General features: G+C 68.0%; 15 protein-coding genes and 3 rRNA genes. 1 reads left to right on the top strand and 17 read right to left on the bottom strand.

The features are described 5' to 3' along the window. Nucleotides 1-4 precede the first annotated feature (4 nt). The 4 genes from SACE_RS25325 to SACE_RS25340 all read right to left on the bottom strand — a co-directional run bounded on the left by SACE_RS25325 (nt 5) and on the right by SACE_RS25340 (nt 3,265). Entirely contained in the window at nt 5-871 is an 867-nt protein-coding gene (locus SACE_RS25325) for a TlyA family RNA methyltransferase (RefSeq protein WP_021341837.1), read from the bottom strand. A gap of 3 nt (nt 872-874) precedes the next feature. After that, nucleotides 875-1,123, bottom strand: coding sequence for a hypothetical protein (locus tag SACE_RS25330; protein ID WP_372491169.1), 249 nt, complete (start codon nt 1,121-1,123; stop codon nt 875-877). Nucleotides 1,124-1,226: 103 nt separating this feature from the next. Beyond that, entirely contained in the window at nt 1,227-2,231 is a 1,005-nt protein-coding gene (locus SACE_RS25335; protein WP_009942359.1) for an HAD-IIA family hydrolase, read from the bottom strand. Continuing rightward, nucleotides 2,228-3,265: a hypothetical protein gene (locus SACE_RS25340; protein ID WP_021341836.1), complete on the bottom strand. Its 1,038-nt coding sequence runs from the start codon at nt 3,263-3,265 to the stop codon at nt 2,228-2,230. The genes SACE_RS25335 and SACE_RS25340 overlap by 4 nt, the downstream gene beginning before the upstream one ends. A gap of 72 nt (nt 3,266-3,337) precedes the next feature. Here SACE_RS25340 and SACE_RS25345 point away from each other — a divergent pair, with 72 nt between their 5' ends. Then, nucleotides 3,338-4,927, top strand: a complete 1,590-nt coding sequence (locus SACE_RS25345) for a hypothetical protein (RefSeq protein ID WP_044547563.1) — start codon at nt 3,338-3,340, stop codon at nt 4,925-4,927. A gap of 190 nt (nt 4,928-5,117) precedes the next feature. Here SACE_RS25345 and rrf read toward each other — a convergent pair. The 13 genes from rrf to argC form a co-directional block, all read right to left on the bottom strand. Continuing rightward, nucleotides 5,118-5,234 (bottom strand): 5S ribosomal RNA (gene rrf / locus SACE_RS25350). Between the two features lie 127 nt (nt 5,235-5,361). Further along, a 23S ribosomal RNA gene (locus SACE_RS25355) occupies nt 5,362-8,436 on the bottom strand. A gap of 237 nt (nt 8,437-8,673) precedes the next feature. Then, nucleotides 8,674-10,197: ribosomal RNA gene (locus tag SACE_RS25360) — 16S ribosomal RNA — on the bottom strand. The 16S, 23S and 5S rRNA genes sit together here, the layout of an rRNA operon. A gap of 592 nt (nt 10,198-10,789) precedes the next feature. After that, nucleotides 10,790-12,064 carry a tyrosine--tRNA ligase gene (gene tyrS / locus SACE_RS25365; protein ID WP_009951559.1) on the bottom strand — a complete coding sequence of 425 codons (1,275 nt, stop codon included), beginning with the start codon at nt 12,062-12,064 and terminating at the stop codon, nt 10,790-10,792. A gap of 64 nt (nt 12,065-12,128) precedes the next feature. Beyond that, on the bottom strand, nt 12,129-12,752 hold the full coding sequence (locus SACE_RS25370) for a DNA-3-methyladenine glycosylase (RefSeq protein WP_009951558.1): 624 nt from the start codon (nt 12,750-12,752) through the stop codon (nt 12,129-12,131). Nucleotides 12,753-12,776: 24 nt separating this feature from the next. Beyond that, nucleotides 12,777-14,219, bottom strand: coding sequence for an argininosuccinate lyase (gene argH, locus SACE_RS25375; protein WP_009951557.1), 1,443 nt, complete (start codon nt 14,217-14,219; stop codon nt 12,777-12,779). 50 nt (nt 14,220-14,269) lie between these two features. Next, complete coding sequence (locus SACE_RS25380) at nt 14,270-14,767, bottom strand: arginine repressor (protein WP_081495008.1); 498 nt, start codon at nt 14,765-14,767, stop codon at nt 14,270-14,272. Next, nucleotides 14,764-15,693 (bottom strand): ornithine carbamoyltransferase, encoded by a 930-nt coding sequence (gene argF, locus SACE_RS25385; RefSeq protein WP_009951376.1) that lies wholly within the window; start codon nt 15,691-15,693, stop codon nt 14,764-14,766. The genes SACE_RS25380 and argF overlap by 4 nt, the downstream gene beginning before the upstream one ends. After that, on the bottom strand, nt 15,690-16,871 hold the full coding sequence (locus SACE_RS25390; RefSeq protein ID WP_009951375.1) for an acetylornithine transaminase: 1,182 nt from the start codon (nt 16,869-16,871) through the stop codon (nt 15,690-15,692). Before SACE_RS25390 ends, argF begins: the two co-directional genes overlap by 4 nt. Continuing rightward, nucleotides 16,871-17,782, bottom strand: a complete 912-nt coding sequence (gene argB / locus SACE_RS25395) for an acetylglutamate kinase (RefSeq protein WP_009951373.1) — start codon at nt 17,780-17,782, stop codon at nt 16,871-16,873. The genes SACE_RS25390 and argB overlap by 1 nt, the downstream gene beginning before the upstream one ends. Then, the gene (gene argJ, locus SACE_RS25400; protein ID WP_009951371.1) at nt 17,779-18,936 is read right to left on the bottom strand and encodes a bifunctional glutamate N-acetyltransferase/amino-acid acetyltransferase ArgJ; all 1,158 of its coding nucleotides are present in this window, start codon (nt 18,934-18,936) and stop codon (nt 17,779-17,781) included. The genes argB and argJ overlap by 4 nt, the downstream gene beginning before the upstream one ends. After that, nucleotides 18,933-19,409, bottom strand: a complete 477-nt coding sequence (locus SACE_RS25405) for an ACT domain-containing protein (RefSeq protein ID WP_009951370.1) — start codon at nt 19,407-19,409, stop codon at nt 18,933-18,935. The genes argJ and SACE_RS25405 overlap by 4 nt, the downstream gene beginning before the upstream one ends. Continuing rightward, complete coding sequence (gene argC / locus SACE_RS25410) at nt 19,406-20,434, bottom strand: N-acetyl-gamma-glutamyl-phosphate reductase (protein WP_009951368.1); 1,029 nt, start codon at nt 20,432-20,434, stop codon at nt 19,406-19,408. The genes SACE_RS25405 and argC overlap by 4 nt, the downstream gene beginning before the upstream one ends. Between the last annotated feature and the right edge of the window lie 15 nt (nt 20,435-20,449).

Genomic DNA, 20,449 nt, shown 5'->3' on the forward strand with positions numbered 1-20,449 from the left:
TCCCTCACCACTGCTTGCTCGCCTTGGTCACGTCGTTGTCGACGCCTTTGGCCGCGGACTGCGGCCCCCTGCGCACCGCCTCGGCGACGAGTTCGTCAGCGTCCACCGCGCCTGCTCCTTCGCCGACACGCAGCCATGCGAAGTACTCGACGTTGCCGGACGGGCCCGGCAGCGGACTGGCCACGACCCCTCGGAGGCCGAGGCCGCTGTTCTCGGCGAAGCGCACCACCTCGAGCACCGCGTCGGCTCGGAGATCGGGATCACGGACGACCCCGCCCGAGCCGAGACGCTGCTTGCCCACCTCGAACTGCGGTTTGATCATCGGGACGATGTCGGCTCCCTCGGCCGCGCACGCGATCAACGCGGGCAGGACGAGCTTCAGCGAGATGAACGACAGGTCGGCGACGACCAGTTCGACCTGGCCACCGATCTCCTCCGGGGTCAGGGAGCGCACGTTGGTGCGGTCGTGGATCTTGACCCGTTCATCGGTTTGCAGCTTCCAGACGAGCTGGCCGTATCCGACGTCGACCGCCACGACCTCCTTGGCTCCGCGGCGCAGGAGCACGTCGGTGAAGCCGCCCGTGGAGGCGCCAGCGTCGAGGCACCGGCGGCCATCTACGCGAAAACCTTCCGGCTCGAACGCCTCCAGGGCGCCGAGGAGCTTGTGCGCGCCGCGGGAGGCCCAGCCCGGATCGTCGACGTCCTCGGCGACCAGCACGGGGGCGTCGAGCTCGACCGCCGTGGCGGACTTGCGGGCGACCATCCCGCGCACGCTCACCCTGCCCGCCGCGACCAGTTCGGAAGCGTGCTCCCTGGACCGGGCGAGTCCGCGTCGAACGAGTTCGGCGTCCAACCGCGCCTTGCGTGGCACTGCTCAGCTCCCGTTGCCGTTGGTACCGGAATGCGGGTTGTCGGCCTTGCTCAGGGCGTCGGTGAGCGCGGTGTGCACTGCTTCGAAGCGCTCGACGTGCTCGGGCACCGGAAGGTCACCGACCTCGTCGAGCCTGCAAAGGGCGGCTTCGATGGCCTGCACCGCGGCCTGGCCGTCGTCACCCTGGACCTGTGCCGCGAACATCGCCGGATTCGGCGCCGGAGCACCGTCGAACCGTCCTGGAGAGGCCATTTGCTCCCGCTCCCATCGATCATGCCGCACGCGTCCCTGCGTCGACATGTCCACGCTAGCGGAATGTCCACGCCGGGACACCGCAGCCTGGCCGTGTCCTTCGTCAGCTCAACCCGAGTGTCCTGAGAGCGGAGTCCGCGTGGGGATCGGCGCCTCGGACGGCGATCGCGCCGGAGCCGTGCCGCCAGCGCACGGCGCACATGGTGCGCAGGGCGCCGAGCGGATCGTCCTTGCCGGAGTTGGATGCGAGTTCGAGGACGGTGTCGTCCACCCGGACCTTCCACTCCGGCTGTTCGGCGACGACCGACTCCGCGCCCGGACGGTGCAGCGCACTGAGATCGGGGGCGACGTGGTCCGGTCGCTTGTCCGGTCCGGCAGCGAGCAGGTCGGCCGGCGTGTGGACGCCGGTGAGCACCATGAGCGAGGTCATCCCGGCCCGGACGGCACCGGCGATGTCGGTGTCGAGCCGGTCACCGGCCATCAGCGCCCGGGTGCCGCCGGCGGACACGACGGCGTTGTCCAGCAACGGCCTTTCCGGCTTGCCCGCCACCGTCGGCGACTGACCGGTCGCGGCCTTGAGCGCGGCGACCATCGCGCCGTTGCCTGGCAGCTCACCCCGCTCGGTCGGCAGTGTGACGTCCTCGTTGCACGCCACCCACAGCGCGCCCGCGCGGATGGCCAGGCAAGCCTCGGCGAGGTTCTTCCAAGCGGTGTCTGGGGAATGTCCCTGCACCACGGCGACCGGCTCCTCGCCGACCTCGCGTACGGGAACAAGCCCGACCTTGTCCACTTCGGACTCGAGGGCCGATGTGCCGACCACCAGGACCTTCGCGCCTTCGGGCAGGTTTTCGGCGAGGACGGCCGCGCCCGCTTGCGAACTGGTGCTCACTTCGACCGGCTCGGTCGGGAGTCCCAGCCGGGCCAGGTGGTCCGCGACCGCCTGCGGGCTCTTGGCCGCGTTGTTGGTGACGAACCGGACCTTGACGCCGCGTCCCCGCACGTCCTGAACGGACCCGGCTGCCGAGGGAACGAGTTCGCCCCCTCGGTACACCGTGCCGTCGAGGTCGAGCAGGACCACGTCGTGTCCGTCGAGCAACGTCTCACTCACGGCGCTTCGACGTCTCCCGGCGTCCGGTCCCGCTTCTCGCTCTCGGTCGCTTGCGGGACAGCACTCTCGGCGGTCGCGGGTGCCTCGGGCGGCTGCTCGGACTGCTCAGCCGCCACTGCCGACTCAGCTGCTACTTCTGCCGCTGCCGTTTCTTGGCCATCCGCAATCGTGTCGCCGTCCGCAGCGACCTCGCCCTCGGTGATGATCTTGCCCTCATCAGCGGATGCGTTGCCGTCAGCTTCCGCGTCGCTGGCCTCGACAAGCTCTTCCGCTCCGGCAGGGGCGTTGCGCTCGTCTGCATCGACGACCTCGTCGGCATCGGCTTGGTCCACTGCGGCTTCGTCGTCCTCGTCGACGGCACTGGACTCCGTGACCTGCATACCTCGCTCGACATCGGTGTCGAGCAAGGTGGTGTCGTGCGGACCGGTGAGCTCGTCCACCTCGGCCGGCTCCGACTCGGCTTCGGCTGTCGCGGACGTCTCAACCTCGGCCGGCTCGACGCCGGAGTCGTCGGCTCCGGACTCGTCGAGCTCGGATTCCTCGACTACGGACTCCTGGGCCTCGGCTTCGTTGACCAGGTCCTCGATCATCTCCGGACCTCCGAGCAGCACGACCAGTTCGTCGAGGCGCTCGGGGGCATCGGTCTCGCCCTCGTCGTCGGCGTGCGCGGCGTGGACGAACCAGGTGAACGCCTCCTGGGTCCGCTCGGCCGCGAGCAGGTTGTCGGCGTATGCGTAGAACAGCCGAGCGCTCCAGGGCTCCTGGCGCTGCGGGTCCAGCTCCGGGATCTGCAGGCTCACCACGGACGCCTCGATCTCGCCGAGGTCGCGGCGGGCCCCCGCGGCGACGATGCGGAGCTCGACGGCGTCCGCACCTTCCAACTGGGCCGCCTCGGGGCTCCGGCTGAGCTCGATGGCCCGCTCGGGGCGACCGAGCGCGCGCTCGCAGTCGGCCAGGATCGCGACGTGGCCGGGGCCGCCGGCCATCCGGCGCGCGGCACGCAGCTCCGACAGCGCCTCGCTCCACTCGCCCATCTGGTAGGCGGTGAGTCCGTTGGCCTCCCGGACCGACGCGATCCGCGAGGCACGGTGCCGCGCGTAGCGGGCGTGCGCGAGGGCCTTCTCCGGCTCGCTGTCGATCAGCTGTCCGGCGGCGACGAGGTGCGAAGCGACCTTGTCAGCCAGTCCCTTGGGCAGGGAACGCAGCTCACGCCTGACGTCACCGTGCAGTTCCGACGGGGTCGCGCCTTCGGGAAGCTCGGGTGCCTGGCTCTCCGGGACCGCGGCTTCCTCGGGCTGTTCCGGAGCCTTCTGCTCACGGGCTGCTTCCTCCCGGCGCGGCCGGTCGTCGCGGCCACGTGGAGCGCGATCGTCGCGGCGGCCTCGCCGGTCGTCCGGACGGCGCCGGTCGTCGCCGGGGCGTCCGCCCCAGCCCCGGTCGGATCGGTCGCCCTGGCGGGGGCGGTCATCCCGTGGACGGTCGTGGCGGGGCCGGTCGGTCTCGCCCCTGTCGTCACGACGGCGATCATCACGGCCGCGGTCGTCACGGGGACGGTCGTCGCGTCGGAAGTCATCTCGACGGCGCTCGCCCCGGTCGTCGCGGGGACGGTCGCCCTGGCGGCGCTCGTCGTTGCGGTTACCGCCGCGGAAGTCGTCACGACGGTCGTCGAAGCGGCGGCCGCCCTGCCTTGGGCCGTCGTTACGCCGGTCATCGCGGCGGTCGTCACGCCTGCTGTCGCGCGGGCCACTGAAGTCCCGGCCTCGATCCCGGCGGGGGCCGCCCTCACGGCGGTCGTCGAAGCGCGGCTTGTCACGGCGGTCGTCGAAGCGGGGGCGGTCCTTGCGGTCGTCGAAACGTCCGCGGCCGCCTCGGTCATCAGAGCGGGGCTTGTCTCCACGGTTGTCGAAACGCGGCTTGTCCCGCCGGTCATCGAACCGGGGGCGGCCGCCGCGGTCGTCGAAACGCGGCTTGTCGCGACGATCGTCGAAGCGAGGCTTGCCACCGCGATCGTCGAAACGGGGCTTGCCACCGCGGTCGTCGAAACGGGGCTTGCCACCGCGATCGTCGAAACCGGGGCGTCCGCCGCGGTCGTCGCCACCTCGCCTGTCATCGCGGTCGAAGCGGCGTCCGGGTCGGTCGTCGCGCTTCGAGTCGTCGCGGCGGGGGCGCCCGCCGAAGTCGCGGCGGTCACCGAAATCGCGGCGGTTGTCCTGCCGGCCGCCGGCGCGGTCTCCACGCGGACCACCGCGGCGGTCGTCACCGCGGTCGCCGCCCGGGCGCCGATCGTCGGAGAAGCGTCCACCGCGGAAGCCACCGTCACGGTCGCCCCGGCCGCGGTCGTCGCGAGGGGCCCGATCGTTCGAGCTGCCGTAGGGCTTGCGGTCGTCACCGAAGCGGTCGCGTCCGTACCCGGAGCCGCGGCGCTGGCCGCCCCGGTCGTCGCGGTACCCGCCCGAGCGGCGGTCCTGGCCGCCTCGGTTCTCGAACCGGTCACGTCCACCGCGGTTGTTGTCACGGTCACCGGACCAGCGCTGGGGTCCGCCTTCTCGGTCTCGACGCGGCGCGCCGCCGCCACGCCCTTCGCCAGAGCTGCGGTTGCCGTAGCCTTCGCGGCCACCTTGGCCGCCTCGGCCGGAACCGGCCCCACGGCGGGACCCGCCGTACCTGTCGTCGGAACCGGACACCGGACCTCCTGAACGCTGTGAAACTGACTCCCACCAGCGTAAACCCACGCTGAAGCGGGTCGCGGCGGGTCCCGGCCACGCCAGATCACGTGCCGGTACGGATTACTTGCAGTGCTTTTGATCGAATATGCGCACGAAAATAGGGGCCGGCCAGTTGCGTCCCCTCTGGGACGGGCCGACCGGCCCCTACTTCCTCGTTGATTGTCGGCGGTGTCCTACTCTCCCACACCCTGTCGAGTGCAGTACCATCGGCGCTGGCAGGCTTAGCTTCCGGGTTCGGAAAGGGACCGGGCGTTTCCCCACCGCTATCGCCACCGACAAACCCCACCCCACCACCACCGTGGCAGGAAACCTCAAGGGTCCATCACAAACCATTCAATTAGATGCCACAACAACCAACCTGGTTGTTGTTTCAGACACCGTATAGTGGATGCGCAGCAATCTTTGTGAACAAGTCCTCGGCCTATTAGTACCCGTCCACTCCATCCATTACTGGACTTCCATGTCGAGCCTATCAACCCAATCATCTCTTGGGGGCCTTAACCCACAAAGGGGAGGGAGACCTCATCTAGGAACAGGCTTCCCGCTTAGATGCTTTCAGCGGTTATCCCTTCCGAACATAGCCAACCAGCCATGCCCCTGGCGGGACAACTGGCACACCAGAGGTCCGTCCGTCCCGGTCCTCTCGTACTAGGGACAGCCTTCCGCAAGTCTCCTACGCGCGCGGCGGATAGGGACCGAACTGTCTCACGACGTTCTAAACCCAGCTCGCGTGCCGCTTTAATGGGCGAACAGCCCAACCCTTGGGACCAACTCCAGCCCCAGGATGCGACGAGCCGACATCGAGGTGCCAAACCATGCCGTCGATATGGACTCTTGGGCAAGATCAGCCTGTTATCCCCGGGGTACCTTTTATCCGTTGAGCGACACCGCTTCCACCAGCCAGTGCCGGATCACTAGTCCCTGCTTTCGCACCTGCTCGACCCGTCAGTCTCACAGTCAAGCTCCCTTATACACTTACACTCAACACCTGATTGCCAACCAGGCTGAGGGAACCTTTGGGCGCCTCCGTTACCCTTTAGGAGGCAACCGCCCCAGTTAAACTACCCACCAGGCACTGTCCCTGAACCCGATCAGGGCCCGAGGTTGAGATGCCCAGAACGACCAGAGTGGTATTTCAACAACGACTCCACACCCACTAGCGTGAGCGCTTCCCAGTCTCCCACCTATCCTACACAAGCCGAACCAAACACCAATACCAAGCTATAGTAAAGGTCCCGGGGTCTTTCCGTCCTGCCGCGCGAAACGAGCATCTTTACTCGTACTGCAATTTCACCGGGCCTGTGGTCGAGACAGCGGAGAAGTCGTTACGCCATTCGTGCAGGTCGGAACTTACCCGACAAGGAATTTCGCTACCTTAGGATGGTTATAGTTACCACCGCCGTTTACTGGCGCTTAAATTCTCCGCTTCACCCCACAAGGAGGCTAACGGGTCCTCTTAACGTTCCAGCACCGGGCAGGCGTCAGTCCGTATACATCGTCTTACGACTTCGCACGGACCTGTGTTTTTAATAAACAGTCGCTTCTCCCTGGCCTCTGCGGCCACCACCAGCTCCCACCGCACGGGCGTTCACCAGCAGTGGCCCCCCTTCTCCCGAAGTTACGGGGGCATTTTGCCGAATTCCTTAACCACAGTTCACCCGACCGCCTCGGTATACTCTACCTGACCACCTGTGTCGGTTTCGGGTACGGGCCATGCACACACTCGCTAGAGGCTTTTCTCGGCAGCATGGGATCACTCACTTCACCACCACGGCTACGCATCACCCCTCACCCCAATGGTGCGCGGATTTACCTACACACCGGGCTACAGGCTTACACCAGTACTACCACTCACTGGCAGAGCTACCCTCCTGCGTCACCCCATCACTTGACTACCGCGGAATCAGGTCCCATGCACCAACTACGCTCGTCCGAAGACTCACACAGCCAGCGGATGGTTAGTCTCAACCGTTTCACCATGGACGCATGCGCACGGGTACGGGAATATCAACCCGTTATCCATCGACTACGCCTGTCGGCCTCGCCTTAGGCCCCGACTCACCCTGGGCGGACGAACCTGCCCCAGGAACCCTTAGTCATCCGGCGGCAGAGATTCTCACTCTGCACTCGCTACTCATGCCTGCATTCTCACTCCCACACACTCCACACCAACCTTACGGCGGCACTTCACAGCATGCAGGACGCTCCCCTACCCAACACGACCTCAATCGCATTGACACGGCTTCGGCGGTGTACTTCAGCCCCGCTACATTGTCGGCGCAGGACCACTTGACCAGTGAGCTATTACGCACTCTTTCAAGGATGGCTGCTTCTAAGCCAACCTCCTGGTTGTCTCAGCGATCCCACATCCTTTCCCACTAAGCACACACTTAGGGGCCTTAGCCGGTGTTCTGGGCTGTTTCCCTCTCGACGACGAAGCTTCTCCCCCGCCGTCTCACTGCCACGCTTCACCCAAGGCGTATTCGGAGTTTGGCTGACGTCAGTAACCTGATAGGGCCCATCAGCCAACCAGTGCTCTACCCCACCCGGGAAACACGCAACGCTGCACCTAAATGCATTTCGGGGAGAACCAGCTATCACGGAGTTTGATTGGCCTTTCACCCCTACCCACAACTCATCCCCCAGGTTTTCAACCCTGGTGGGTTCGGGCCTCCACACGGTCTTACCCGCGCTTCACCCTGGCCATGGGTAGATCACCCCGCTTCGGGTCTGCACCACGCGACTCAAACGCCCTCTTCAGACTCGCTTTCGCTCCGACTACCCCACACACGGGTTAACCTCGCCACGCAGCAGCAACTCGCAGGCTCATTCTTCAAAAGGCACGCCATCACCCAAAGGCTCTGACGGATTGTAGGCACACGGTTTCAGGAACTCTTTCACTCCCCTCCCGGGGTACTTTTCACCATTCCCTCACGGTACTATCCGCTATCGGTCACCAGGAAGTATTTAGGCTTAGCGAGTGGTCCCGCCAGATTCACAGCGCCCTCCACGGAAACGCTGCTACTCGGGAACACCACCACACGCGGCATATCGGTTTTCGCCTACGGGACTCTCACCCACTCCGGCCAGGCATCCCAACCTGTTCAACTAACCAACACACACACGCTGAAGAGTCAGCAGCCTCCTCCAGCAGCGCCCCACAACACCGCACACGCAACCCCTGCCAGGTATCCCACATGCACGGTTTAGCCTCCTCCGCTTTCGCTCGCCACTACTCACGGAATCACCAGTGTTTTCTCTTCCTACGGGTACTAAGATGTTTCACTTCCCCGCGTTCCCCCCAACACCCTATACATTCAGATGCTGGTAACCCGACATCACTCGGGCTGGGTTTCCCCATTCGGACATCCTCGGATCACAGCTCGGTTGACAACTCCCCGAGGCATATCGCAGCCTCCCACGTCCTTCATCGGCTCCTGGTGCCAAGGCATCCACCATGTGCCCTTTCAAACTTGGCCACAAAGATGCTCGCATCCACTATACAGTTCTCAAACAACAACCAGACGAGCCCACACACAGTGTGTTCCCTCAGGACCCAACAACGTGCCAAACGATCTTCAAGCCTTGAACAACAAGACCAACGGTCAGCGTTTCCACTAATCCTCCGAGCACCCACAGCGCAAGAACACTCGCCTTGCCCACCATGGACACCCCACCAACAGACAACTGTCGATGGACGTGATGCTGCTCCTTAGAAAGGAGGTGATCCAGCCGCACCTTCCGGTACGGCTACCTTGTTACGACTTCGTCCCAATCGCCAGTCCCACCTTCGACCACTCCCCCCCCAAAGGGTTGGGCCATGGGCTTCGGGTGTTACCGACTTTCATGACGTGACGGGCGGTGTGTACAAGGCCCGGGAACGTATTCACCGCAGCAATGCTGATCTGCGATTACTAGCGACTCCGACTTCACGGGGTCGAGTTGCAGACCCCGATCCGAACTGAGACCAGCTTTAAGGGATTCGCTCCACCTCACGGCATCGCAACCCTCTGTACCGGCCATTGTAGCATGTGTGAAGCCCTGGACATAAGGGGCATGATGACTTGACGTCATCCCCACCTTCCTCCGAGTTGACCCCGGCAGTCTCCCGCGAGTCCCCACCATTACGTGCTGGCAACACAGGACAAGGGTTGCGCTCGTTGCGGGACTTAACCCAACATCTCACGACACGAGCTGACGACAGCCATGCACCACCTGTACACCAACCACAAGGGAAACCCCATCTCTGAGGCAGTCTAGTGCATGTCAAACCCAGGTAAGGTTCTTCGCGTTGCATCGAATTAATCCACATGCTCCGCCGCTTGTGCGGGCCCCCGTCAATTCCTTTGAGTTTTAGCCTTGCGGCCGTACTCCCCAGGCGGGGCGCTTAATGCGTTAGCTACGGCACAGGAACCGTGGAAACAGTCCCCACACCTAGCGCCCAACGTTTACGGCGTGGACTACCAGGGTATCTAATCCTGTTCGCTCCCCACGCTTTCGCTCCTCAGCGTCAGTATCGGCCCAGAGACCCGCCTTCGCCACCGGTGTTCCTCCTGATATCTGCGCATTTCACCGCTACACCAGGAATTCCAGTCTCCCCTACCGAACTCAAGTCTGCCCGTATCGACCGCAAGCTGAAGGTTAAGCCTCCAGTTTTCACGAACGACGCGACAAACCGCCTACGAGCTCTTTACGCCCAATAAATCCGGACAACGCTCGCACCCTACGTATTACCGCGGCTGCTGGCACGTAGTTAGCCGGTGCTTCTTCTACACCTACCGTCACCCGAAGGCTTCGTCGATGTCGAAAGAGGTTTACAACCCGAAGGCCGTCATCCCCCACGCGGCGTTGCTGCGTCAGGCTTTCGCCCATTGCGCAAGATTCCCCACTGCTGCCTCCCGTAGGAGTCTGGGCCGTGTCTCAGTCCCAGTGTGGCCGGTCACCCTCTCAGGCCGGCTACCCGTCGTCGCCTTGGTAGGCCATCACCCCACCAACAAGCTGATAGGCCGCGGGCTCATCCTGCACCGCCGGAACTTTCCACACACAGACCATGCGGCCATGTGTCCTATCCGGTATTAGACCCAGTTTCCCGGGCTTATCCCAGAGTGCAGGGCAGATTACCCACGTGTTACTCACCCGTTCGCCACTCATCCACACCCGAAGATGCTTCAGCGTTCGACTTGCATGTGTTAAGCACGCCGCCAGCGTTCGTCCTGAGCCAGGATCAAACTCTCCAACAATGACTGTCGAAAACAATCCCAGCAGACACTCAAACAACCCCACAACAAGGGCCGGAGCGCCATACTCAAAGAAACCACCAAACCCCACAAACAACCATCAAGGCCGTTCACGAGATTCAGGGGCATACAATCTACACTAACCTAAATCATCGGCACGCTGTTGAGTTCTCAAAGAACACACCCACACCATCACCCGACCCCATTTTCAGGCCGCGAAGCTCCGGGGAGCATTTCCTCTCGCTTGTGTCCACCACTCTAGCAGACCCGATTTTCGGCGATTTCAGGGGGGTCGGCCTTTCCCGTTTCCCACCGCGCTCACCGAACGAGCACTGCATTTGAGTTGTCAACACCAGTCAAGCTATCAAAGCTCATTCGTGTTTCAAGGCCGCCCACTCTACCACCCGAAGGCAGGAGCTTGGTTCGCAACCCCCGTCAGTGCCCGGTCCGTTTCTCCGTCCGGCCCGTTCCGCGCTGACATGAAGTAATTTACGCGCCGATGAACACGGAGTCAAATCGGCTCGAAGCAGCGCCCGAAGCGATCCGACCCGGCTAAAGCCGCAGGTCAATGACCGTTTCCGGCGCTGCTCCCAGGTTAATGCAACACCTTCACGCCCGCAGTGTGACGCTTGCCACGGCGCACTACCAGCCAGCGGCCGTGCAGCAGGTCTTCCTTCGACGGAGACCACGTCTCATCTGCGATTTTGCTGTTGTTGACGTAAGCGCCACCCTCGTTGACGGTGCGGCGGGCGGCGCCGCGTCCCGCCACCAGGCCGGTCTCCACCAGCAGTTCCACGATCGTCGGGCCGTCGGAGAGGTCGACCTCGCCGGTGGGCACCTCCGCCATCGCGGCGTCGAGCGTCGACTCGTCGAGGTCCCGCAGTTCGCCTCGGCCGAACAGGGCCTGGCTGGCCGTGACGACCTGGCGCGTCTGCTGCTCGCCGTGCACCAGGGTGGTCAGCTCCTCGGCTAGCCGGCGCTGGCCGGCTCGCAGTTGGGGCTTCTCGGCCGTGGTGCGCTCGAGCTCCTCGATCTCCTCCCGGGACAGGAAGGTGAACAGCCGGAGGTACTTGGCGACGTCGGCGTCGGCGGCGTTGACGAAGTACTGGTACCAGGCGTACGGCGAGGTCATCGCCGGGTCGAGCCAGACGTTGCCGCCGCCGGTGGACTTGCCGAACTTGCGTCCTTCGGCGTCGGTGACCAGCGGCAGCGTCAGGGCGTGCACGGCGGCGCCGTTCTGCTTCCGGACCAGGTCGACCCCGGCGATGATGTTGCCCCACTGGTCCGACCCGCCGAGCTGGAGGCTGGTGCCGTGGCGGCGGTGCAGCTCGACGTAGTCGTTGGCCTGCAACAGCATGTAGCTGAACTCGGTGTAGGAGATGCCGTCGGTCTCCAGGCGCCTGCGCACGGTCTCCCTGGCCAGCATGGTGTTGACCGAGAAGTGCTTGCCGATGTCGCGCAGGAAGGCCGTCACCGGCAGGTCGGCGGTCCAGTCGGCGTTGTTGGCCATGATCGCGCCGGTCGGGGTGTCGTCGAAGTCGACGAACGCCGACAGCTGGCGCCTGATGCGCTCGGTCCACTCCACGACGGTGTCGGCGTCGTGGAGGTTGCGCTCGCCGACGTCGCGCGGGTCGCCGATCAGGCCGGTCGCGCCACCGGCGAGCACGACCGGCCGGTGGCCGGCCTGCTGGAAGCGGCGCAGGGTCAGGATCGGGATCAGGTGCCCGGCGTGCAGGCTCGGCGCGGTGGGGTCGAAGCCGGCATAGAGAGTGAGCGGGCCGGCGTCGAGATCGGACCGGAGGGTGTCGAGGTCGGTGGACTGCGCGATCAGGCCGCGCCAGGACAGGTCGTCAAGGATGTGCTCACTCACGCCCGCAATTCTGCTGCATGCGCGCAAGCGCTATAACGGCCGGTCCCCCGCCTCGCGGTGCGCGTTATGCCCGCTCGCGGGCCCGGCGGCGGCCGCCGCGCCGGTAGGGGCTGACCGCGGGCGAGCCGTCCACCCAGGAACGCCACGGCAGGTCCATCGCGGCGGCCACGCCCACGCGGGGGCCGGTGCGGACGTCGTCCTCGTCGACCGGGTGACCGTTGTGCAGGCCGATCGGCGAGTCGGGTGCGGTGAGGTCGATGCCGTTGTGGTCGCGGGTGATGCCGAGGACGCTGGCCAGCCGGGCGGGGCCGCTGGCGAGCTGGTCGTCCTTGCGCACCGCGGGCCTGCGCAGGCGGGCGAGGTCGTGCCCGGCGGTGATCTCACCCGCGCGGAGCAGCACCGCGCCGGGCACCCCGTCGGTCAGGCACACGACGTTGATGCAGAAGTGCATGCCGTAGACGAAGTAGACGTAGAGGTGCCCGGCGGGGCCGAACATCACGGCGTTGCGCTCGGTCCGGCCCCGGTAGCAGTGCGACGCCGGGTCGTCCCCGCCGCGGTAGGCCTCGACCTCGACCAGGCGGACGCGGACCTCACCGTCGGGGCTGACCGAGCGCAGTTCGCAGCCCAGCAGCCGCCGCGCCACCCACAGCGGGTCGTGCGCGAGCTCGTCGCGTTCCACCTGGCTCACGTGCGTAGAGGTTACCCGTCCTGATCAGCCGGCCAGCCACTGCCGATGGCCGGCGACGGTGGCCACGACGCGTTCGCGCTGCTCGGCGACCCTGGCCGGGGCGGTGCCGCCGTGCGCGTCGCGGGAGGCGATCGAGCCGCCGACGGTGAGGACCTCGCGCACCTCGGGGGTCAGCGCCGGGTGGGTGGCGGCCAGCTCGGAGTCGGTGAGCTCGTCGAGCCCGGCGCCGCGCGCCTCGGCCTTGCGCACGCACTCCCCCGACGCCTCGTGCGCGACGCGGAACGGCACGCCCTGGCGCACCAGCCACTCGGCGATGTCGGTGGCGAGGGTGAAGCCGGCCGGTGCCAGCTCGGCGAGCCGTTCGGTGTGGAAGGTCAGCGTGCCGAGCATGCCCGCCATCGCGGGGAGCAGGAGATCGAGCTGTTCGACGGAGTCGAAGACGGGCTCCTTGTCCTCCTGCAGGTCGCGGTTGTAGGCCAGCGGCTGGGCCTTGAGGGTGGCCAGCAGGCCGGTGAGGTTGCCGACCAGCCGTCCGGACTTGCCGCGGGCGAGCTCGGCGACGTCGGGGTTCTTCTTCTGCGGCATGATCGAGCTGCCGGTGGCCCAGGCGTCGTCGAGCGTGACGTAGCCGAACTCGGCGGTGTTCCAGATGATGACTTCCTCGGCGACCCTGGACAAGTTCACCCCGAGCATCGCCAGGCAGAACGCCGCCTCGGCGGCGAAGTCGCGCGAGGCCGTGCCGTCGATGGAGTTGTCGACCGCGCCGCCGTCGAAGCCGAGCTCGGCCGCGACGGCCTGCGGGTCCAGCCCGAGCGAGGAGCCCGCCAGCGCGCCGGAGCCGTAGGGCGAGAACGCGGTGCGGGCGTCCCAGTCGCGCAGGCGGCTGACGTCGCGCAGCAGCGACTGGCAGTGCGCGAGCAGGTGGTGCGCGAGCAGCACCGGCTGCGCGTGCTGGAGGTGCGTGCGGCCCGGCAGCACCGCGTCGGGGTGCGCCGCGGCCTGGGCGGTGAGGGCGTCGACGACGTCGAGCACGCCGGAGGTGACGCGGCGGACCGCGTCGCGCAGCCACATCCGGAAGAGCGTGGCGACCTGGTCGTTGCGGGAGCGGCCGGCCCGCAGCTTGCCGCCGAGCTCGGGGCCGACGCGCTCGAGCAGGCCGCGTTCGAGGGCGGTGTGCACGTCCTCGTCGTCGATCACGGGCTGGAAGGCGCCGGACTCGACGTCCGCGGCCAGCACGTCCAGCCCGGCCAGCATGCGTTCGAGCTCGTCGGCGGTGAGCAGGCCCGCCTTGTGCAGCACCCTGGTGTGGGCGCGCGAACCGGCGATGTCGTAGGGCGCCAGGCGCCAGTCGAAGTGCGTCGACAGGCTCAGCGCGGCCATCGCCTCGGCCGGGCCGGAGGCGAAGCGGCCGCCCCAGAGCTTGGTGGGCTCCGCCTGGCCGGCCTGGCCGCCGTCTTGCTGCGTCACGGTGGGTTCCTCAGTCGTCGTGGTGGGTTTCGGTCTGGATCTGCACGGCCCTACGGGCCACTCGCCTCGCGTTCGCCGGCTGCCATGGCGGTGAAGCGTTCGGCCAGGTCGAGCCCGGTCAACGGCTCCCGAGCGATGACCATCACCGTGTCATCACCCGCGATCGAACCCACGACCTCCAACAACGCCGAACGGTCGATCGCACTCGCCAAGAACTGCGCAGCCCCCGGCGGAGTCCGCAACACCGTCAGGTTGCCGGAACCGTCGGCACTGACCAGCAACTCACCGAGAAGCCGGCTCAACCGCGACGTCCCGCCCTGCACCCCACGCACCGGACTCCCGTCCTCCGGAATGACATACACCGCGGCACCGCCGTCCGGGCCGCGCAGCTTCACCGCACCCAACTCGTCGAGATCCCGCGACAACGTCGCCTGCGTCACCTCGATCCCGTCGCCGGCCAGCAGCCTGGCCAGCTCCGTCTGGCTGCGCACGCCCATGGACGACACCAGCTCCACGATGCGGGCCTGCCGCGCAACCCGGGTGGTCACGGTCGTCGCACCAGCCAGGTCAGCAGCGCCTTCTGGGCGTGCAGGCGGTTCTCGGCCTCGTCGAACACCGCGCTGGCCGGGCCGTCGATGACCTCGTCGGTGATCTCCCAGCCGCGGTGGGCGGGCAGGCAGTGCAGGACGCTGGCGGCCGGCTTGCCGGTCGCGGCCAGCAGGTCGGCGTTGACCTGGAACGGCCGGAACGGGCTGACCCGGTCCTTGCCGTCGTTCTCCTGGCCCATCGAGGTCCAGGAGTCGGTCACCAGCACGTCGGCGCCCTCGACCGACGGCTTCGGCTCGGTGAACACCGACACCGAACCGCCGGTCTCGGCGGCGCGCTTCTTGGCCGCGTCGAGGACCCAGTCGGCGGGCGCGAAGCCCTCGGGGGCGCTGACGCGCACGTGCATGCCCGCCGTCGCACCGCCGACCAGCAGCGAGTTCGCCATGTTGTTGGCGCCGTCGCCGAGGTAGGTCAGGGTGAGCCCGGCGAGGTCGCCGTGGCGCTCCCGGATGGTCTGCAGGTCGGCCAGCACCTGGCAGGGGTGGAACTCGTCGGTGAGCGCGTTGACCACCGGCACCGTCGAGGCCGAGGCCATCGAGTCGATCCTGGCCTGGGCGAAGGTCCGCCAGACCACGGCGTCGACGTAGCGGGACAGCACCCGGGAGGTGTCCTCGATGGTCTCCTCGCGGCCGAGCTGCATCATCCGCCCGTCGACCACGACCGGCTGGCCGCCGAGCTGGCGGATGCCGACCTCGAAGGACAGCCGGGTGCGGGTGGAGTTCTTCTCGAAGATCACGGCCACCGACTTCGGACCGGCCAGCGCGTCGCAGCCGAGCGGATCGGCCTTCAGCTCGGCCGCGAGGTCGAGCACCTCGGCCTGTTCGGCCGGGCTGAGATCGTCGTCGCGGAGGAAATGCCTCAGAGTCACTTGGTCACCTCGAGCAGAGCGGGCAGGTCGGCCAGCAGCCGCTGGACCTGCTGGGGCTGGATCACCAGCGGCGGGCAGAGCCGGAGCGCGTCGGGCTGGACCGGGTTGATCAGGTAGCCGGCCTCGAGCGCGCGGGCCGCGACGTCGGCGGCCACGGGACTGGTCAGGCCGACGCCGATCAGCAGGCCCGCGCCGCGGACCTCGCCGACCAGCGGGTGGCCCAGCGCCTGGATCCCGGCGGTGAGGTTTTTGCCCATCCGGTCGACGTGTTCGAGCAGCCCTTCGGAGGCGATGGTGCGCAGCACCGCCAGCGCGGCGGCGCAGGCGATCGGGCTGCCGCCGAAGGTGGTGCCGTGCATGCCGGGGCGCAGCTGGTCGCCCACCGCGCCGACGCCGATGCAGGCGCCGATGGGCAGGCCGCCGCCGAGGCCCTTGGCCAGCGTGATCACGTCCGGGAGGATGCCGGCGCGCTGGAAGGCGAACCACGAGCCGGTGCGGCCGATGCCGGTCTGCACCTCGTCGACGACCAGCAGGGCGCCGTTGCGGCTGGTGATCTCGCGGGCGGCCTGCAGGTAGCCCTCCGGCGGGACGATGACGCCGTTCTCGCCCTGGATCGGTTCGAGGAACACCGCCGCGGTGGTGTCGTCCACGGCGGACTCCAGTGCCGCGACGTCGCCGTAGGGCACGTGCTCGACGCCTGCGGGCATCGGTTCGAAGGGGGCTCGCTTGGCGGGCTGGCCGGTCAGCGCCAGCGCGCCCATGGTGCGGCCGTGGAAACCGCCGTCGGTGGCGACCACCTTGGTCCTGCCGGTCAGCCGGGAGATCTTGAACGCGGTCTCGTTGGCCTCCGCGCCGGAGTTGCAGAACAGGACGCGGCCCTGGCCGGTGAGCCCGGCGAGGTCGAGCAGTTCCTCGGCGAGCCGCAGCCCGCCGTCGTGGGCGTAGAAGTTGGAGACGTGGCCGAGCCGGGCGGCCTGGTCGCCGATCGCCTGGACCACCGCGGGGTGGCAGTGGCCGAGCGCATTGACCGCGATGCCGCTGACCAGGTCCAGGTAGGTCCGCCCGTCGGCGTCGGTGACCTCGCAGCCCGAGCCGCTGACCAGGGTCAGCTTCGGGGTGCCGTAGTTGTCCATCATGGACGACTGCCAGCGCTGCCCGCCGTCGGTGTTGCCGGTCATCACTTCTCCCCCGTTCCGGCGGGCAGCACCATGGTGCCCACGCCCGCACTGGTGAACACTTCGAGCAGGACCGAGTGCGCGAGCCTGCCGTCGATGACGTGGGCGCGCGGCACCCCGCCGCGCACCGCCCGCAGGCAGGCCTCCATCTTCGGCACCATCCCGGAGGCCAGTCCCGGCAGCAGCGCTTCGAGCTCGTCGGCGTCGAGCCTGGTCACCAGCGACGACCTGTCCGGCCAGTCGGTGTAGAGGCCTTCGACGTCGGTGAGCACCACGAGCTTCTCCGCACCGAGGGCCTCGGCCAGCGCTCCGGCGGCGGTGTCGGCGTTGACGTTGTGCACGACGCCGTCGGGATCCGGGGCGATGGTGGAGACCACCGGGATGCGGCCTGCGCGGATCAGGTCGAGCACGGCGTCGGGGTTGACCGACACGACGTCGCCGACCAGGCCGACGTCGACGGCCTCGCCGTCGACGGTCGCGGTGCGGCGCCTGGCGGTGAACAGCCCGGCGTCCTCCCCGGACATGCCGACCGCGTGCGGGCCGTGCTGGTTGATCAGGCCGACGAGCTCGCGGCCGACCTGGCCGAACAGCACCATCCGCACCACGTCCATCGTCTCCGGCGTGGTGACGCGCAGCCCGCCGCGGAACTCGCCCTGCATGCCGAGGCGTTCGAGCATCGCGGTGATCTGCGGTCCGCCGCCGTGCACGACGACCGGGTGCAGGCCCGCCAGCCGCAGGAACACCATGTCCTGGGCGAAGGCGGTCTTGAGCTCGTCGTCGATCATGGCGTTGCCGCCGTACTTGACCACGACGGTGGCGCCGTGGAAGCGCTGCAGCCACGGCAGCGCCTCTATGAGCACGCTGGCCTTCTCCGCGGCGGTCGACAGCCGGTCGCTCACGGGGTTCTCGGTCATGACGAGTACGCGCTGTTCTCTTCGACGTAGCCGTGCGACAGGTCGGTGGTCAGGATCGTGGCCTGGTGCTCGCCGAGGTGCAGATCGACCACGATCTCGATGTCGCGGCCGGACAGGTCGGCCTCGCTGCGGTCGCGGGCCCGCGTACCGGCGGCGAACAGGGTGACGCCGTTGGCGGCGATCTCGACCTTGTCGGCCTCGATGTCCACCCCGGAGCGGCCCAGCGCCATGGCGATCCGGCCCCAGTTCGGGTCGGAGCCGAACAGCGCGGTCTTGACCAGGTTGTCCTCGGCGATGGTGCGTCCGATGTGGACGGCGTCGTCCTCGCTGAGCGCGCCGCGCACGGTGATGTCGACGGCCTTGGTCGCGCCTTCGCTGTCGGCCTGCAATTGGCGCACGAGGTCGGTGCAGACCTCGGTCAGCACCGCGGTCAAGTCCTCGGCGGAGACCTCGACGCCGGAGGCGCCGGAGGCCAGCACGAGGACGGTGTCGTTGGTGGAGGTGCCGCCGTCGACGTCGAGCCTGCCGAAGGTGACGCGGCTGGCCTCGCGCAGCGCCCGCTCCAGGTCGTCGCCGCCGATCACCGCGTCGGTGGTCAGCACGCTGAGCATGGTGGCCATGTTCGGCGCGAGCATCCCGGCGCCCTTGGCGAAGCCGCCGACCGACCAGCCGTCCCCGGTGGCAAGTGCCTGCTTGGCGCGGGTGTCGGTGGTGAGCACGGCGTTGGCGGCGTCGGATGCGGCCTGCTCGGTGCCGTCGAGGGCCTTGGCGGCGGTCTCGACGCCGGAGAGCACGGCGTCCATCGGCAGCCGCTCGCCGATCAGGCCGGTGGAGCACACCGCGACGTCGATCGCGCCGGCGCCGAGCACGTCGGCGACCTTCTCGGCGGTGGCGTGGGTGTCCTGGAAGCCTTCCGGGCCGGTGCAGGCGTTGGCGCCGCCGGAGTTCAGCACGACCGCGCGCAGCCGCCGCTCCTGGAGGACCTGCTGCGACCACAGCACCGGCGCGGCCTTGACCCTGTTGGTGGTGAACACCCCGGCCGCGGTGCTCGCCGGCCCGTCGTTGACCACCAGCGCCAGGTCCAGGGCGCCCCCGGACTTGATGCCCGCGGCCACCCCGGCCGCACGGAAACCGGCTGGACCGGTCACGCTCATCGCTGCTCCTCGGTGTGTTGGGCGCTGTCTGAGGTCGGGTGGTGCGGCTCCTGCGATGCGCCGGTGCGGGTGCCGCCGGGCTCGGTGCGGACCGAGTGCCCGGCGGCGGTGAGCGCCTTGGCCGCGGCATCGGCGTCGTCGGCCGGGACGAGGATCCAGTCGGTGTCGAAGGTCGACAGCGTGAACACGCCGATACCGGCGTCGGCCAGCGGGGTCAGCAGGCTGACCAGGACGCCGGTCAGCGAGAAGTCCAGCGTCTCGGCGACCTCCAGCGCCACGAACGGGCCCTCCACGCGGATGTCGGGCCCGGCGTCCTCGGCGAGGCTGTGCGGGAAGACCACCGTGCGGCCCGCCTCGGTCGTCAGCGTGCCGTGGATCGCGGCGGTGCCGCCGGTGAGCGCGATGTTGGCGTGCGGCGGCACCAGGCCGACCGCGAGTCGTTCGGGGTGCAGCCGCAGGTCGAAGCCGGTCACGGCGCCACCCCCACCAGCGGCAGGCCCGTGGTCTCCGGCAGTCCCAGCGCGAGGTTCATGCACTGCACGGCTGCGCCCGCGGTGCCCTTGGTGAGGTTGTCGACCGCGCCGACGGCGACCAGGCGGCCGGCGTCGTCGTCGACGGTGACCTGCAGGTGCACCGTGTTGGCTCCCAGCGTCGCCGAGGTCTGCGGCCAGGTGCCCTCGGGCAGCACGTGCACGAAGGGCTCGTCGCCGTAGGCGTCGAGGTAGACCTTGCGGACCGCTTCGGCATCGGTGTCCGCGCGCAGCGCGGCGCTGCAGGTGGCCAGGATGCCGCGCGCCATCGGGGCCAGCACCGGCGTGAAGGACACCCGCACCGGCTCGCCTCCGGCGGCGCTGAGGTTCTGGATCAGCTCGGGGGTGTGGCGGTGCGCGCCGCCCACGCCGTAGACGCTGGCCGAGCCCATGACCTCGGCGGAGAGCAGGTGCGGTTTGAGCGCCCGCCCGGCGCCGGAGGTGCCGGTGACCGCGACCACGACGACCTCGGGGTCGACCAGGCCTGCCGCCAGCGCGGGCGCGATGGTCAGCGACGAGACGGTCGGGAAGCAGCCGGGCACGGCCACCCGGCGGGCGCCGGTGAGCCGCTCCCGCAGCCCGGGCAGCTCCGGGATGCCGTAGGGCCAGGTGCCGGGGTGCTCGCCGCCGTACCAGCGGGCCCAGTCGGTCGGGTCGTTGAGCCGGTGGTCGGCGCCGCAGTCGATGACCACGGTGTCGTCGCCGAGCTCGGCGGCGATGGCGGCCGAGTGGCCGTGCGGCAGCGCCAGGAAGACGACGTCGTGGCCGCTGAGCTGCGCGGTCGTGGTGTCGGCCAGCACGCGGTCGGCCAGCGGCAGCAGGTTGGGGTGGTGCGCACCCAGCTCGCTGCCCGCATTGCCGCCCGCCGTGAGCGCGCCGATCTCGACCTCCGGGTGCGACAGCAGCAGGCGCAGGAGTTCCCCGCCCGCGTAGCCGCTCGCACCCGCAACCGCCACCCGAACCGTCATGCGGATGATTATGCA

Origin of the sequence: Saccharopolyspora erythraea NRRL 2338, assembly GCF_000062885.1 — a bacterium.
Taxonomy (GTDB): Bacteria; Actinomycetota; Actinomycetes; order Mycobacteriales; family Pseudonocardiaceae; genus Saccharopolyspora_D; species Saccharopolyspora_D erythraea.

Coding starts and splice junctions, on each gene's coding strand:
- argB (WP_009951373.1), bottom strand. CDS start 17,782: ATGACCGAGAACCCCGTGAGCGACCGGCTGTCGACCGCCGCGGAGAAG.
- argC (WP_009951368.1), bottom strand. CDS start 20,434: ATGACGGTTCGGGTGGCGGTTGCGGGTGCGAGCGGCTACGCGGGCGGG.
- SACE_RS25390 (WP_009951375.1), bottom strand. CDS start 16,871: ATGACCGGCAACACCGACGGCGGGCAGCGCTGGCAGTCGTCCATGATG.
- argJ (WP_009951371.1), bottom strand. CDS start 18,936: ATGAGCGTGACCGGTCCAGCCGGTTTCCGTGCGGCCGGGGTGGCCGCG.
- SACE_RS25340 (WP_021341836.1), bottom strand. CDS start 3,265: ATGGGCGAGTGGAGCGAGGCGCTGTCGGAGCTGCGTGCCGCGCGCCGG.
- SACE_RS25330 (WP_372491169.1), bottom strand. CDS start 1,123: ATGGCCTCTCCAGGACGGTTCGACGGTGCTCCGGCGCCGAATCCGGCG.